Annotated in this window: 15 protein-coding genes; 12 read left to right on the plus strand and 3 right to left on the minus strand. The window is 73.1% G+C overall.

Translation table 11 applies throughout. The annotated features are described in order from the left end of the window. Positions 1–6: 6 nt before the first annotated feature. Positions 7–1,368, plus strand: a complete 1,362-nt coding sequence (locus ACFYX4_RS30520) for an acyltransferase (RefSeq protein ID WP_389340045.1) — start codon at positions 7–9, stop codon at positions 1,366–1,368. A 67-nt stretch (positions 1,369–1,435) separates the two neighbouring features. Here the strand turns inward: ACFYX4_RS30520 and ACFYX4_RS30525 are convergent, their stop codons facing one another. After that, positions 1,436–2,506 (minus strand): Ku protein, encoded by a 1,071-nt coding sequence (locus ACFYX4_RS30525; protein ID WP_389340047.1) that lies wholly within the window; start codon positions 2,504–2,506, stop codon positions 1,436–1,438. A gap of 69 nt (positions 2,507–2,575) precedes the next feature. Between ACFYX4_RS30525 and ligD the strand changes: the two genes are divergently transcribed. After that, entirely contained in the window at positions 2,576–3,472 is an 897-nt protein-coding gene (ligD, locus tag ACFYX4_RS30530) for a non-homologous end-joining DNA ligase (protein ID WP_389340049.1), read from the plus strand. A gap of 215 nt (positions 3,473–3,687) precedes the next feature. Here ligD and ACFYX4_RS30535 read toward each other — a convergent pair whose 3' ends face one another. Next, positions 3,688–4,494, minus strand: a complete 807-nt coding sequence (locus ACFYX4_RS30535; protein ID WP_389340051.1) for a nuclease-related domain-containing protein — start codon at positions 4,492–4,494, stop codon at positions 3,688–3,690. 119 nt (positions 4,495–4,613) lie between these two features. Between ACFYX4_RS30535 and ACFYX4_RS30540 the strand changes: the two genes are divergently transcribed. The 7 genes from ACFYX4_RS30540 (at position 4,614) to ACFYX4_RS30570 (ending at position 11,616) form a co-directional block, all read left to right on the plus strand. Then, entirely contained in the window at positions 4,614–5,120 is a 507-nt protein-coding gene (locus ACFYX4_RS30540) for a protein phosphatase (RefSeq protein WP_389340053.1), read from the plus strand. Between the two features lie 114 nt (positions 5,121–5,234). Beyond that, positions 5,235–6,062, plus strand: a complete 828-nt coding sequence (locus ACFYX4_RS30545) for a hypothetical protein (RefSeq protein WP_389340055.1) — start codon at positions 5,235–5,237, stop codon at positions 6,060–6,062. Then, positions 6,059–7,336 carry an ATP-binding protein gene (locus tag ACFYX4_RS30550; protein ID WP_389340057.1) on the plus strand — a complete coding sequence of 426 codons (1,278 nt, stop codon included), beginning with the start codon at positions 6,059–6,061 and terminating at the stop codon, positions 7,334–7,336. Before ACFYX4_RS30545 ends, ACFYX4_RS30550 begins: the two co-directional genes overlap by 4 nt. Positions 7,337–7,405: 69 nt before the next feature. Further along, on the plus strand, positions 7,406–8,299 hold the full coding sequence (locus tag ACFYX4_RS30555) for an SH3 domain-containing protein (RefSeq protein ID WP_389340059.1): 894 nt from the start codon (positions 7,406–7,408) through the stop codon (positions 8,297–8,299). A gap of 53 nt (positions 8,300–8,352) precedes the next feature. Next, positions 8,353–9,720 carry an FtsW/RodA/SpoVE family cell cycle protein gene (locus ACFYX4_RS30560; protein WP_389340061.1) on the plus strand — a complete coding sequence of 456 codons (1,368 nt, stop codon included), beginning with the start codon at positions 8,353–8,355 and terminating at the stop codon, positions 9,718–9,720. 56 nt (positions 9,721–9,776) lie between these two features. Beyond that, positions 9,777–11,234, plus strand: a complete 1,458-nt coding sequence (locus tag ACFYX4_RS30565) for a penicillin-binding transpeptidase domain-containing protein (RefSeq protein ID WP_389340198.1) — start codon at positions 9,777–9,779, stop codon at positions 11,232–11,234. A 157-nt stretch (positions 11,235–11,391) separates the two neighbouring features. Then, on the plus strand, positions 11,392–11,616 hold the full coding sequence (locus ACFYX4_RS30570) for a DUF3291 domain-containing protein (protein ID WP_389340063.1): 225 nt from the start codon (positions 11,392–11,394) through the stop codon (positions 11,614–11,616). A 3-nt stretch (positions 11,617–11,619) separates the two neighbouring features. Here the strand turns inward: ACFYX4_RS30570 and ACFYX4_RS30575 are convergent, their stop codons facing one another. Continuing rightward, a complete protein-coding gene (locus ACFYX4_RS30575) occupies positions 11,620–12,222 on the minus strand; it encodes a Uma2 family endonuclease (RefSeq protein WP_389340065.1) in 603 nt (200 codons plus the stop codon). 131 nt (positions 12,223–12,353) lie between these two features. Here ACFYX4_RS30575 and ACFYX4_RS30580 point away from each other — a divergent pair, with 131 nt between their 5' ends. The 3 genes from ACFYX4_RS30580 to ACFYX4_RS30590 all read left to right on the plus strand — a co-directional run bounded on the left by ACFYX4_RS30580 (position 12,354) and on the right by ACFYX4_RS30590 (position 14,565). Next, positions 12,354–13,292, plus strand: a complete 939-nt coding sequence (locus ACFYX4_RS30580) for a diiron oxygenase (protein ID WP_389340067.1) — start codon at positions 12,354–12,356, stop codon at positions 13,290–13,292. Between the two features lie 305 nt (positions 13,293–13,597). Continuing rightward, positions 13,598–14,248 carry a TetR/AcrR family transcriptional regulator gene (locus tag ACFYX4_RS30585; protein ID WP_389340069.1) on the plus strand — a complete coding sequence of 217 codons (651 nt, stop codon included), beginning with the start codon at positions 13,598–13,600 and terminating at the stop codon, positions 14,246–14,248. Positions 14,249–14,262: 14 nt separating this feature from the next. Further along, entirely contained in the window at positions 14,263–14,565 is a 303-nt protein-coding gene (locus tag ACFYX4_RS30590; protein ID WP_389340071.1) for a hypothetical protein, read from the plus strand. Positions 14,566–14,596: the final 31 nt, after the last annotated feature.

The raw sequence follows: 14,596 nt of genomic DNA on the forward strand, positions 1-14,596 counted from the left end.
CGGAGCATGGAACGGGACCGGTATGTGGACTTCCTGCGGGCGTGGGCCATCCTGCTCGTCGTGCTCGGGCACTGGCTGATCACCGGGCTGGTGCGGCGGCCGGACGGCGAGATCACCGCGCCGGAGCTGCTGGCGACCGTGCCCTGGACTCAGTGGCTGACGCTGGGCTTCCAGATCATGCCGCTGTTCTTCCTCGCCGGGGGCTGCGCGGCGGGCGGGTCCTGGACGCGGGCGCGGGCAGGGGGCGCGACGGCCGCCGGGTGGGTGGGGCAGCGGGCGGTACGGCTGCTGCTGCCGACCGGCGTCTACAGCGGGCTCGTGCTCACCGCCGTCGCGGTGTGCTCGGCTCTCGGCGTCGACCCGTTCACGCTGGCGCTGGTGGGGTGGGCGCTGGCCATGCAGTTCTGGTTCCTGCCGGTCTATCTGCTGGTCAGCGCGCTGACTCCGGCGCTGCACGCCCTGCATCGGCGGTGGGGGCTGCTCGTCCCGGCGGCGATGGTCGGGCTGGCCCTTGTCGTCGGGGTGCTGGATCTGGCGGCGGGACTGCCGTACGTCGGGCTGCTCAACTACGTGCTGGTGTGGGGCGTGGTCTACCAGCTCGGGTTCTGCTGGCGGGACGGGCTGGTCGGCGGGAGCCGTGCGCTGCCGGCCGCGCTGGTCCTGGGCGGCGGGGGCGCGTTCGCCGCGCTCGTCGGCCTCGGGCCGTTCCCGGTCAGCCTGATCCTGGTGACCGGGCAGGACCCCAGCAACACGAACCCGCCGTCGGCCGCCATGCTGGCGTGGGCGGTCGCGCAGGTCGGGGCGTGTCTGCTCGTCGCGCCCGCGGTGCGGCGGCTGCTGGAGCGGGAGCGGTGGCAGCGGGCGGTGCGGGCGACGGGGGCCGTCAGCATGACGCTCTACCTGTGGCACATGCTGCCGGTGCTGGTGATCGCCGCCGCCTTCTATCTGACCGGCCTCGCCCCGCAGCCGGCCTTCGGTTCGGCGGCCTGGTGGGCATGGCGGGTGCCGTGGCTGCTGGGGCTGGGGCTGGTGCTGCTCGCGACGGTGCGGGTGCTGGTGCCCGTGGAGCGCCGGCTGCTCTCGCTGAACGTGGGCGTCCGCGCCGACGCCGGTCCCCGGGAGGCGTGGCGGGTGTGGGCCGGCCTCGGCCTGAGCGTCTGGGCGCTGACGTACTTCGCCGGGCACGGTTTCGCGTACGGCGGCGGGTTCCCGGCGTGGCCGGCGCTGGGGCTGACGGCGGGGACGGGACTGGTCCTGACGGCCGGACTCGGAACGCCGGGTCCGCGAGGGACGCCGGGTCCCCGTGGTGCGCGGGGACGGATGGAGCCGGGGGCGGTGACGGAGAAGCCGGTGGAGGAGGCGGCCTGAGGACGGCAGAACGGCAGAACGGCAGAACAGCAGGACAGCAGGACAGCAGGACAGCAGGACGGTGCGGTCACGCCGTCCGTTTGCGGGCGGCCGTCTTCTTCGCCGGGGTCGCCTTCTTCGCCGTGGTCTTCTTGGCCGTGCTCTTCGCCGTCGACTTCTTCGCGCCGCCCTGCGCCGACTTGGCCGACTTCGCGGTCTTCGCCGTCGACTTCGTGGCCGCCGTCTTCTTCGCCGCCGTCGTCTTCTTCGCCGTGGACGTCGACGCCTTGCCGCCCGTCTGCTTGGGCGCCGCGCGGGCCGTCTTCCGCGGGGGCAGCTCCCTGACCTCGGCCTTCTCGGCCGCGGGCGCCTCGCCCCGGGACTCCTTCGCCGCCCGCACACTGTTCTCCAGGGCCGCCATCAGGTCCAGCACCTTGCCGCTGGAGGCGGGGGCGGGCGCCTCGGGCAGGGTCTCGCCGGCCGCCTTCGCGGCGACGACGCCCTCGACCGCCTCGCGGTACTCGTCGTGGAGGTCGTCCAGATCGACCTCGCCGAGGGTGTCCATCAGCGCGTCGGCGAGATCGAGTTCCTGGTCGCGGACGGTGACGTCGGTGTCCGGGGCGACGCCCTCGGGGGCGCGGACCTCGTCCGGCCAGAGCAGACCGTGCATGGCGATGGCCTCGCCGACCACGCGGAGCATGCCCAGCCGCTCCCGCCCGCGCAGCGCGTACTTGGCGATCGCGACCTTGTTGCTGCGCTTGAGCGCCTCCCTGAGCAGGGTGTACGGCTTCGCCGCCGGGGCGCCGCCCGCCTGGAGGTAGTAGGCGGCGTCCATCTGGAGCGGGTCGATGCGGTCGGCCGGCACGAAGGCCACGATCTCGATCGTCTTCGCGGTCGGGATCGGCAGCTGGGACAGGTCCTCGTCGGTGATCGGGACGATCGTGCCGTCCGCGTCCTCGTACCCCTTGCCGATCTCGGCGGAGCTCACCTCGCGGTCCTCCAGCTCGCAGACCTTGCGGTAGCGGATCCGGCCGCCGTCCTCGGTGTGGATCTGGCGGAAGGAGATCGAGTGGCTCTCGGTGGCGTTCACCAGCTTGATCGGGATGCTGACGAGACCGAAGGAGATGGCGCCGTTCCAGATGGATCGCACGTGCAGCACCTTTCCGGGCACTATCCGACAAAAGTGATGTAACGGAACAATGCGGATGAAGTATGTGATTCTCATCGTATGACGCCGATTACCGAGGTGGAGGGGCGACGGCTGGCGCTGAGCAACCTGGAGAAGGTGCTGTATCCGGCGACCGGCTTCACCAAGGGCGAGACGCTGCACTACTACGCCACCATCGCCCCGGCCCTGCTGCCCCATCTGCGTGACCGGCCGCTGTCCTTCCTGCGCTACCCGGACGGGCCCGGCGGACAGCTCTTCTTCGCGAAGAACGTGCCGCCGGGCACCCCCGAGTGGGTCACCACGGCGGAGGTCCCGCGCTCGGAGGGGCCGGCCCGGATGGTGCTCGTGCAGGACCTGGCGAGCCTGATGTGGGCGGCGAACCTCGTCACCGAGTTCCATACGCCCCAGTGGGTGATCCAGGACGTGGTCCGGGACCCGCAGGAGGCCGACCGGCTGGTCTTCGACCTCGACCCGGGCGCGCCCGCGACCGTCGTCGAGTGCTGCGAGGTCGCGCTGTGGCTGCGGGAACGGCTGGCGGCGGACGGGATCGACGCGTACGCCAAGACGTCGGGGGCGAAGGGGCTGCATCTGGTGGCGGCGGTGCGGGGCTCGTCGTCCGAGCGGGTGACGGAGTACGCGAAACGGCTCGCGGTGGAGGCGGAGGGGGCGATGCCGGGGCTGGTCGTCCACCGGATGACGCGGAGCCTGCGGCCGGGCAAGGTGTTCGTCGACTGGAGCCAGAACGCCGCCCGCAAGACGACGGCCACGCCCTACACCCTGCGGGCGCGGCCCGAGCCGACCGCGTCGGCGCCGGTGACGTGGGGGGAGGTGGAGGGGTGCGGGGCGCCGCGGGAGCTGGCGTTCCGGGCGGAGGACGTCATGTCCCGGGTGGGCGAGGAGGGGGATCTGCTGGCACCGCTCTTCGAGCTGCGGGCGGCGGGCCAACTGCCGCCATGACCTGCGGGCACGATGACCCGGCGGCCCATCCGGCGTTCGAGGACGAGGCCCGAGGCCCGTTCAGGGCCGAAGCGAGGGCCCGGGGGCGACGGCCCTCGGCGTCGGCCCTCGGCGTCGGCCCTCGGCGGCAGTCCTCGGCGTCGGCCCTCGGCGACGGCCACGCGGGCCGACCCGCGCGCGAGGACGTCCGGCCGACCCCCGGAGGCCCACTCCGGTCAACCGCCGGAGGCCCACGTCCGTCTGTCCCGGGCCATCGCGTGCAGACCCTCCACGTCCGCCGGCTTCAGGACGCCGCCCGCGCGGGTCAGCGCGCCCAGTTCCGTGTCGCGCAGGACGCGCACCTCGCGCGGGGGCGTGGTGATCCGCAGGTCGGCGGGTTCGACCAGGGCGAGGACCGGGCGGACCTCGGCGGTCAGGGCGTAGGAGGCGCGGTCGGCGTCGGCGCGGACGCGGCGCAACAGGGGCCGCGGGTCGCGGCGGCCGAGGGCGACCGCCGGGTCGGCGACGAGGACCCGCTGCCGGCGGGCGTACAGCGCGTGGACGGCGAAGAGGCCGCCGGGCCCGATGGTCAGGTGGTGGATGCGGTCGCCGCCGGGCAGCGGGACGGAGTGCAGGGTGTGCCAGCCGGCCCCGTCGAGCCGGTCCAGGGCGTCGCCGACGGTCTGCTCGGCGGCGAGTGCCCGCCGGCGCGGGTCGGGCCGCAGCCGGTGGGCGGGGGCGGGGTCCCGGTCGAGGTCGATCAGCAGGGCCTCGCCGGGGCGGTTGGGCGCGAGGTCGTCGTCCGGGCGGAGGGCGAGCCGGGCCAGCTCGGCGGGGGTGGGGACCGGGGGCGGGCCCACGGTGACCGGCCCGGTCAGGAAGGGGCCGAGCACCTCCAGGACGTCCTCCCGGCGATCGTCGGCGAGCACGTTGACCCGGCCGGCCTCACGGTCGTACCAGGCGATGTTCCGGCCGTCGGCCAGACAGACGTAGAGCCGCTCCTGGCCGTGTCGCCAGGTCGGTACGACGCGAAGTCCGCTCATCGACATCACCCCATGACCATGGGAACAGGCGGGGCGCTCCAGGGGCAAGAAGGCGCATACCTTCGGGCGCGGTGGGGCAGTCACTGGGGACGGGACGGAGCGCGGTTGGGGAGGCGTCGTTGCGGACCCGCAGGAAGCAGTCCGAGGTACCTTCGCCGGACGCCCCGTGGAACGAGATCGTGCCGGGCCTGTGGATGGGCGGACACGAGTACCGCGGGCGGGACGGACAACGGCGGTTCGCGGTGGTGCAGGGCGAGTTCGACCTCGTCCAGACGCTCCTGAGGCTGCCCGGACACGGTCCGGACGAGGGCGTGCCGCACCAGGTGTGGCCCATACCCGACGGGCCGCTGGACGGCACCCAGCTCGCCGGGGTGATGCGGCTGGCGCAGGCGGCGGGCGAGGCGCTGGACGAGGGCCGGAAGGTGCTCGTGCGTTGCTGGCACGGCTACAACCGGTCCGGGCTGGTCGTCGCGCACACGCTGATGCGCCGGGGGGACCCGGCCGAGCGGGCGATCCGGCTGATACGGTCGCGGCGCTCGCCCTGGGCCCTGCACAACGAACTGTTCGTCGAGTACCTCAAGGCGGGGCTGCCGACGGCCAGGCTGCTGGAGGAACTCGCCGAGTAATCGTTTCTCCCGCGCGGCCGCACCGGTACGCGGCCACACCGTACGGGAATCGGACTTCCCGACTTTCGTGCGAATAAGGTGTACGGGGCATCGCCGCATGATCACAGGAGCCCCGTGTCCCTCAGACGTCCCGTTCTCGCCGTCGCGGCCGTCGCCCTGCTGGCGTCGGCCACCGCGGCCTGCGGCGACGCCGGCGGACTGCGCGGCGCGGGCCCGACGCCCACCGCGATCAGCCCGGCCCGGCTCTGGCCGCAGCTGCCGCCGGCGTCCAGCCCGGCGTGGGCCATCGACGAGGCCGACACGGAGACGATCAAGGGCGTGGCCGTCCCGCGCGGCGACATCCGCGAGGTGGACCCGGTCGCCGTCGTCCGCGCCGAGATCGCCGCGCACCCCGACGACTACCGGGGCGGCACGGCGGTCTACCGCGAGACCGCCGACCGGATGGCCGACTGCGGCGGCGACAAGGGCTCAGGGGACACCGGTGGCGGCGGCGGGAGTCGCTGTCCCGTCCTCGCGCCCTACTACCGCGATCTCACCGGCGACGGACGCCCCGAGCTGACCCTCGGCTTCCGGCTGCTGCCGGGCGAGCTGACCGCCGTGCGCGTCTACACCGTCGAGCAACAGCGGCTGGTGCGGGTGATGGCCTGGGAGGACGCGGTCAGCGCGGTCGAGCTGGCCGGGCGGTCAGTGATCATCCGCTCGCCGTCGGACCTCGCCGACTACGAGTACCGGCTCCAGTGGACCTGGGATCCGGAGCAGAAGGCGATGCTCCTCACGCACGACGAGATGCTGCGCTCCGACGGGGCGAAGGGCTCCCCCGGTACCCGCGCGCACAAGTCGTCCGCCGTCACGCCCGCCCCCGCCGTCACTCCCGCGCCCGCCGCGACGCCTACATCCGCCACCCCGCAGTCGTCCGCCTCCTCCTCGGCGGGCGGGCGATGAGGCTCGCCCTCCCCCAGTGGGCCGGCATGCTGGCGGTGAAGGCCGCCGTCTTCATCACGGTGATGTGCTGCGCCCTGGCCGCGCTGCTCGGCGTGCTGGTGCATGTGCAGGTGACCGACCAGACCGTCGGACAGGCCCGCACCCTCGCGCTCTCCCGGCTGACGGACGCCACGGAGGCGTACGAGGCCGGGGACACGCTGCGGCCGGGGGCCGGGGTGGATCCGGCGGGGCTGCCGAAGACGCTGCGGGAGCTCGCGGCGAGCGGCGAGCGCGGCACGATGGTCGCCGTCCACCGCGGTCGCCCCGTGATGTGGGCGGCGGGCCCGGCCGACGGCGGGCGGGCGCTGGCCGTGGCCGTCGACTACGGCCAGCAGGCGCGCACGATCGAGGGGCTGGACAACGCGATCCTGTGGTCGTCGGTGCCGGCGATCGGGGCGACGCTGCTGGTCGGCGCGTTCGCCGTGAGCCGGGTGACCCGGCGGCTGCACACCACCGCCCGGGTGGCGCGGCGGATCAGCGCCGGCGATCTGGACGCGCGCGTGGACGACGCCCGCACGAAGGATCCGACGCGCCCGCAGGACGAGGTGGCCGCCGTCGCCGTCGCGCTGGACTCGATGGCGTCCTCGCTCCAGGGCAAGCTGCTGAGCGAGCAGCGCTTCACCGCCGACGTCGCGCACGAGCTGCGCACCCCGCTCACCGGGCTGCACGCGGCGGCCGAGCTGCTGCCGCCGGGGCGTCCGACGGAGCTGGTGCGCGACCGTGTCGCGGCGCTGCGCACGCTCACCGAGGACCTGTTGGAGATCTCCCGGCTCGACACCGGGCGGGAGCGGCTGGAGCTGGACGCCGAGGAGCTGGGTGCGCTGGCCAGGCGGGTGGTGCGGGCGTCGGGGGCCCGCACCGGGATCACCGTCGTGCGGGACGCGCGCGTGGAGACCGACCGGCGGCGGCTGGAACGGGTCCTCGGCAACCTCGTCGCCAACGCGCACCGGCACGGCCGGGCGCCGGTGGAGCTGACGGTGGACGGTCCCGCGGTGACCGTCCGGGACCACGGGGACGGCTATCCGGAGTACCTCGTGGCGCACGGGCCGCAGCGGTTCCGCACCGAGGGCGGCGCGAAGGGGCACGGGCTCGGACTGACCATCGCGGTGGGCCAGGCGGAGGTGCTGGGCGCGCGGCTGACGTTCGGCAACGCGCCGGACGGCGGGGCGGTCGCCACGCTGACGCTGCCTCAGACGCCTCCCACCGGGGACGGCCTCCCCGATGGCGCAGTGTGACGGGCGCGGGGTGCGGGCCGCTCCTAATGTGGCGGTAAGTCAGTTTCGCCGCCTTCATGGAGGTACCCCATGTCCCTGCGCTCCGCGTTCACCCGTCTGGCCATAGTCACCGCCGCCGGCGCCCTCGCCACCGCCGCCGTCGCCGTCACGCCCGCCGGAGCGGACGACGGCTCGGGCACGGGCTCCGGCTCCAACTCGGGCAACTCCGGCTATGAGTCGGGGTCGGGCTCGGGGTCGGGCTCGGGGTCGGGTTCAGGGTCGGGTTCGGGCTCCGGAGGCCATGACGGCGGGGGCCAAGGGGGGAATGGGAACGGTAACGGCAACGGGAACGGCAATGGCGGCCAGGGTGGGAACGGCAACGGGAACGGCGGCCAGGGCGGCAACGGGAACAACCAGGGCGGGAACGGCAACGGCAACAACCAGGGCGGCAACGGCGGCCACAACAACGGCCAGGGCGGCAACGGCAACGGCCAAGGCGGGAACGGCAACGGGAACGGGAACAACCAGGGCGGCAACGGCGGCCACAACAACGGCCAGGGCGGCAACGGCAACGGCAACGGCAACGGCCAAGGCGGGAACGGCAACGGAAACGGGAACAACCAGGGCGGGAACGGCAACAACCAAGGCGGCAACGGCGGTTACGACAACGGCCAGGGCGGCAACGGCAACGGCGGCGACAGCTGGGGCGGCGGCGGTCAGGGCGGCAACCAGGGCGGCGGCGACGACCACCGCCTCGCCCGCGGCGTCGTCACCGCGAGCCAGCTGCTCCTGCGCAGCGCCCCGCACCGCGGCAGCGAGGTGATCCGGGTCGCCCACCGCGGCGAGATCGTCTCCATCTTCTGCAAGACCACCGGCCAGTCGGTCCAGGGCAACCCCTACTGGTACCTCCTCACGGACGGCACCTGGGCCTGGGGCGCCGCGCGCTACATCGACACCCACGGCTCCTCGCCGCGCTGGTGCTGAACCGTAGATCCCTTCAAGGCTCACAAGGAGCCCGATTTGGGTAAGTTCCGGACATGACGCGAGCCGGAGCCGAAGCCATCGCGCCGGCGGCGGACGCCCCGGCCCCCGCGGCACGCCTCCCCCGGCGACGCGGCGTCGAACTCGCTCTCCTCCTCGTGGCCGTCCTGCTGTCGGTCTACGGCTACTGCGCCGTGGGCCTCGCCAAGGCCGGCACCGTCCCGCCCGGCGCCGCCGGCTACGGCGCCGGGCTCGGCGTGCTGGCCCTGCTGGCGCATGTGGCGGTACGGGTGCGCGCCCCCTACGCCGACCCCCTGCTGCTGCCCATCGCGGTGCTGCTGAACGGGATCGGGCTGGTGCTGATCTACCGGCTCGACCTGGAGACGCCCGACGACCGGGCGGCCCCGACGCAACTGGTGTGGTCCACGCTCGGCGTGGCGCTGTTCGCCTTCGTGGTGGCCGCGCTGCGCGAGCACCGGGTGCTCCAGCGGTACGCGTACGTGAGCGTGGTCGCCGCGCTGGCCCTGCTGACGCTGCCGATCTTCTTCCCGGCGGTCAACGGCGCCCGCATCTGGATCCGGATCGCGGGCTTCTCGATCCAGCCGGGCGAGTTCGCGAAGGTGCTGCTCGCGGTGTTCTTCGCCGCGTACCTGGCCGCCAACCGCACGGCGCTCGCGTACGCGGGCCGCAAGATCTGGTTCGTGCAGCTGCCCTCCGGCCGGGTCCTCGGCCCGGTCGTCGCGATCTGGCTGCTGAGCGTCGGCGTACTCGTCCTCGAACGCGACCTGGGCACCTCGCTGCTGTTCTTCGGCCTGTTCGTGGTCATGCTGTACGTCGCCACCGGCCGCACCGGCTGGATCGCGGTGGGGCTGCTGCTGGCCTCGCTCGGCGCGGTCGCCGTCGGCTGGCTGGAGCCGCATGTGCACAGCCGGGTGCAGGACTGGCTGCACCCGTTCGCGTCGATCGAGGCGGGCCAGGGCCCGAACCAACTCGCCCAGTCCCTCTTCTCGTTCGCCGCCGGCGGGGTGCTCGGCAGCGGTCTGGGCCTCGGCCACTCCACCCTCATCGGCTTCGCCGTGAAGTCGGACTTCATCCTGGCGACGGCCGGCGAGGAGCTGGGCCTCGCGGGACTGTCCGCGCTGTTCCTGCTGTACGGGCTGCTGGTGGAGCGCGGCTACCGGGCCGGCCTCGCCCTGCGCGACCCGTTCGGCCGGCTGCTCGCGATCGGCCTCGCCTCGATCGTCGCGCTCCAGGTGTTCGTGATCGCGGGCGGGGTGACGGGGCTGATCCCGCTGACGGGCATGGCGATGCCGTTCCTCGCGCAGGGCGGCTCCTCGGTCGTCACCAACTGGGCGATCGTGGCGCTGCTGATCCGGGTGAGCGACTCGGCGCGGCGGCAGTACGACGGGAAGGCCGCGCCGTGAACGTCAGAACGGGCCCGCCCAGGGTTCCGGTGAGCCGCCGGCACGAGGCGCCGGTGATGGGCCGGCACATCCGGCACGCGGCCGTCTTCTGCGCGCTGCTGCTGGTGGCGCTGCTGGTCAACGCCGCGCGCGTGCAGGTCGTCCAGTCCGGCCGGTACGAGGAGAGCCCCGCCAACCGGCGGGAGTCCATCGCCCGGTACGGGCAGCCGCGCGGCGACATCCTCGTCGACGGCGTCCCGGTGACGGGCTCGCGGGACACCGGCGAGCAGCTGCGCTACGAACGCACCTACGCGGACGGGCCGTTGTTCGCCCCGGTGACCGGCTTCGCCTCGCAGGAGTACGGGACGACGTTCCTGGAGCACGCCGAGGACGACCTGCTGTCCGGGGTCGATCCGCTGCTCACGGCGTTGCCGCTGTGGAACGAGTTCACCCGGTCCCGGCCGGCCGCCGGGAACGTGATGACGACGCTGGACGGGCGGGCGCAGCGGGCGGCGTACCAGGGGCTGGCCGGGCGCAAGGGGGCGGTGGCCGCGGTGGAGCCGTCGACGGGGCGGATCCTGGCGCTGGTGTCGTTCCCGTCGTACGACCCGGCGCTGCTGTCGGGGAACGACGCGGGGACCGAGCGGGCGTGGGCGCGGCTGAACTCCGACCCTGACCGGCCGATGCTGAACCGGGCGGTGCGGCAGACGTATCCGCCGGGGTCGACGTTCAAGGTGGTCACGGCCGCGGCGGCGCTGGACGCGGGCGTGGTCAGGAACCTGGACGCGGCGACCCGTTCCCCCGCGCCCTACACGCTGCCCGGTACGACGACACGGCTGACGAACGCCTCCGACGGGTGTGAGGACGCCACACTGCGGGATGCGTTCGTGTGGTCCTGCAACACGGTGTTCGCCAAGCTCGGGGTGGATGTGGGGCTGACGGACATGGCGGGCACGGCGGAGGCGTTCGGCTTCAACGCGGCCGATGTGCGAGTGCCGTTCTCCGTGGCGCGCAGCACCTTCGACACCTCGGTCGACCGGGCGCAGCTCGCCCTGTCCTCGATCGGGCAGTACAACACGCGGGCCACGCCGCTCCAGATGGCGATGGTGGCGGCGGCCGTCGCCAACGGGGGCCAGGTGCGCCCGCCGTATCTGGTGGAGCGGACGACGCGGTGGAGCGGGGCGACCCTGACGACGGCCGGTTCGAGGCCGGCGCGGCAGGCGATGCGGCCGTCGACGGCGTACCGGCTGCGGGAGCTGATGACGGACGTGGTGCGCGAGGGCACCGGCAAGAACGCGGCGATCCGGGGCGCGACGGTGGGCGGCAAGACCGGCACCGCGCAGCACGGCCTCGGCAACGCCGGACTGCCGTACGCCTGGTTCGTCTCGTGGGCGCAGGGCGACCGCGATCTGGAGCCCAAGGTGGCGGTCGCGGTGGTGGTGGAGGACGCGGCGGCGAACCGGCGGGACATCACCGGCGGCGGGGTGGCGGCGCCGATCGCACGGGCGGTGATGGAGGCGGTGCTCACCTCGTGAGACGGGGGCTTCCGGAGCGGTCAGTCCATCACCGGAGTTGAAGGACTTCGTCGACGCCCTCGACCCGGTCAACGCGGACGCGGACACCGCGGACGGGGTACCAGGGCCGCCACCGCGAGATGCTGTCCCGTCGACGGGTGGGGGTCCCCCCACGCCTTTGAGGCAGTGGGGGAGGTTCGAGCGCGTCCAGGAGGCGATGACGGCCCTGTGGTGGGTCCCGGCCGGTCACCGTCCGACGGTCGCGGAGGCGGAGGCCCGGCTGCTGCACCTGCGCACCAACGGCCCGACCCCGTACGCCTTCACCCTGCGCAAGTCCTTCCCGGCTCAGGGGGCGGAGCCGGTGAGCTTCGATGTCCCGGAGGGGCTGGGCTGCTCGGTGTAGGGGTCAGGGACGCCGGCGATCGATCGCAGTGAGGTCGATGTCAACAGGGAAAGGCTCGGTCAGCTTGAGACGGTTATGGAAGATGCCGGTCAGCCCGTAAGCCTGGGTCGCGGGGTCGAGTTCGAAGACGTAGACCACCGGCAGGCCCTGATTCTCCTCGACGCGCCAGAAGTACGGGATGCCCGCCTGCGCATACTTCCGCGGCTTCACATCCCGGTCTCGGTCCTCGGAGTCCTCGGAGACGACCTCGATAGCAATCACGACGTCTTCCGGCCGGTACCAAGTCTGCTTCGGCCCGGTGTCGGCCTCCGCGCGGAACACCAGGACATCCGGCTCCGGCCGATTGCGCTTGTTGAGCTTTACGGTCATCTCCCGGATGACGTCCAGCTCGTCCGGCACCTGGTCCAGCAGGGCGTTGTCCAGCAAGCGCATCGCGCGTGAGTGAAACTGAGTCTGCGGACTCACGAAGACGAGGCTCCCGTCGATGAGCTCCGTATGCGGAGGCAAGTTGGGGAGTTCGTCGAGGTCGTCCGCCGTCCAACCGCCCACCGGCGGACGAGGCCACTCGTAGTCGTCGCCCAGCCCGTGCTCGCGTGCGGCACTCATGATTGCTCCCATGGGGCGGAGTCTCCCTGGCACAGTCAGCCTACCCAGCGCGATCTGCCGATCGCTCCCTCCATGGAGTGATCCCCGCGCAAGGGATTGACGCGCTTGCTGACAGGCAGTCTCATAAGGGCATGACGACCCTCACGGACGCCGAGGCGCTCGACGGGCTGCGGGATGCGCTCGGGCTGCTCAAGGATCGCGAGCAGGTGGCCGAGCGGTTGCTCGCCTCCTCCGCCAAGCACTCCTTCGACCCGGACAAGGAACTGGACTGGGACGCCCCCTTCGAGGAGGGCAAGTGGTTCTGGCCGCCCGAGCTGGTGTCGCTGTACGACACGCCGCTGTGGAAGCGGATGGGCGAGGAGCAGCGGATCCTGCTGTCGCAGCACGAGGCGGCGGCGCTGGCCTCGCTGGGCATCTGGTTCGAGATCATCCTGATGCAGCTGCTGGTACGGCACATCTACGACAAGTCGGCGACGAGCGCGCACGTGCGGTACGCGCTGACCGAGATCGAGGACGAGTGCCGTCACTCGAAGATGTTCGCCCGGCTGATCGCGCAGGGCGGCACGCCCTGGTACCCGGTGAGCCGGGCGCACCAGCATCTCGGCCGGCTCTTCAAGACGATCTCCACCACACCCGGCTCCTTCACCGCGACCCTCCTCGGCGAGGAGGTCCTGGACTGGATGCAGCGGCTGACCTTCCCCGACGAGCGGGTCCAGACCCTGGTCCGGGGCGTCACGCGGATCCACGTCGTGGAGGAGGCCCGGCACGTGCGGTACGCGCGCGAGGAGCTGCGCCGCCAGATGGTGACCGCGCCGAAGTGGTCCCAGGAGTTCACCCGGGTGACGTCGGGCGAGTTCGCCCGCGTGTTCTCGGTCGCCTTCGTCAACCCCGAGGTCTACACGAACGTCGGCCTGGACAAGCGGGAGGCGCTAGCGCAGGTGAAGGCGAGCGGGCACCGGCGCGAGGTCATGCAGACCGGATCGAAGCGGCTGACGGACTTCCTGGACGACATCGGCGTGCTGCGGGGAGTCGGCAGGCGGCTGTGGAAGTCGTCGGGGCTGCTGGCGTAGACGTACGGGGACGGCCGGTGCAGACCGCGCCGGGAGCGCAGGGCGGGACGTGCCGGGCCGGGAGCGCCGGGCCGGGAGCCCCGGGCCGGACGCACCAGGCCGAGAGCACCAGGCCGAGAGCGCAGGGCGGGACGTGCCGGGCCGAGAGCACCGGGCCGGACGCGCCAGGCCGGGAGCGCCAGCCCGGGAGCGCCAGGCCGGGAGCGCCAGGCCGGGAGGGCCGGGCCGGGAGGGCCGGGCCGGGAGGGCCGGGCCGTCGGCTCAGGCCTGGGGGTGCGGCTCCGGTAAGCGATTACGCTGCACACATGACGCCCGCAGCCCCCGCCTACCGTCGCCTCAGCGTCGAGGAGCGGCGCAGTCAACTGCTCGACGCCGCGCTCTCGCTGTTCGCGCACCGCGTCCCGGAGGACGTCTCGCTGGACGACGTGGCGGAGGCCGCCGGGGTCTCCCGGCCGCTGGTCTACCGGTACTTCCCCGGCGGCAAGCAGCAGCTCTACGAGGCCGCGCTGCGCTCCGCCGCCGAGGAGCTCCGGCACTGCTTCGACGAGCCCCACGACGGCCCCCTCCTCCCCCGGCTCGCCCGCGCCCTGGACCGCTACCTCGCCTTCGTCGACCAGCACGACGCCGGCTTCAGCGCCCTCCTCCAGGGCGGCAGCGTCGTCGAGACCTCCCGTACGACCGCCATCGTGGACGGTGTGCGCCGCGCCGCCGCCGAGCACATCCACAGCCACCTCGGCGTGGCCGAGCCCGGCCCCCGGCTGCGGATGACGGTCCGGATGTGGATCACCGCCGTGGAGGCGGCCTCGCTCATCTGGCTCGACGAGGGCAAGCAGCCCCCGCTCGACGAACTGCGGGACTGGCTGGTGGAGCAGTTCGTCGCGGTCATGTCGGTCACCGCGGCACGCGACCCGCAGACCGCCGGCGTGGTCCGCCGTGCGCTCGCCGACGCGACCTGATCGACACTGGAGGCGTGAAGAGCGAAGACACCCCCTTCGAGGGCGGCCCGATGGACGGCCGCGTCCTCCCCGTCCTGCTGGGCCCCACCGGCCACCCGCCCAAGACGTACCGCATCCCCGTCCCCGACGCGGCCGGCGGCCCGCCGACCGTCCTGGTCTACCGCCGCGTGCCCCGGGGGCACGGCGGCAAGCTGGGCCTGCCCAGGGGCTGGAAGTACGAGTACGACCCGGAGGGGAAGAAGGACACCCGGCTGAAGTGGCCGTGGTCGAAGCCCGACGCCACGCCGAAAGGCAAGCCGGATGACGCCGAAGGGTGACTTCGTTGCGCCGAACCGCGCAGGCTTGCCG

Origin of the sequence: Streptomyces sp. NPDC002328 (assembly GCF_042890065.1) — a bacterium.
GTDB lineage: Bacteria > Actinomycetota > Actinomycetes > Streptomycetales > Streptomycetaceae > Streptomyces.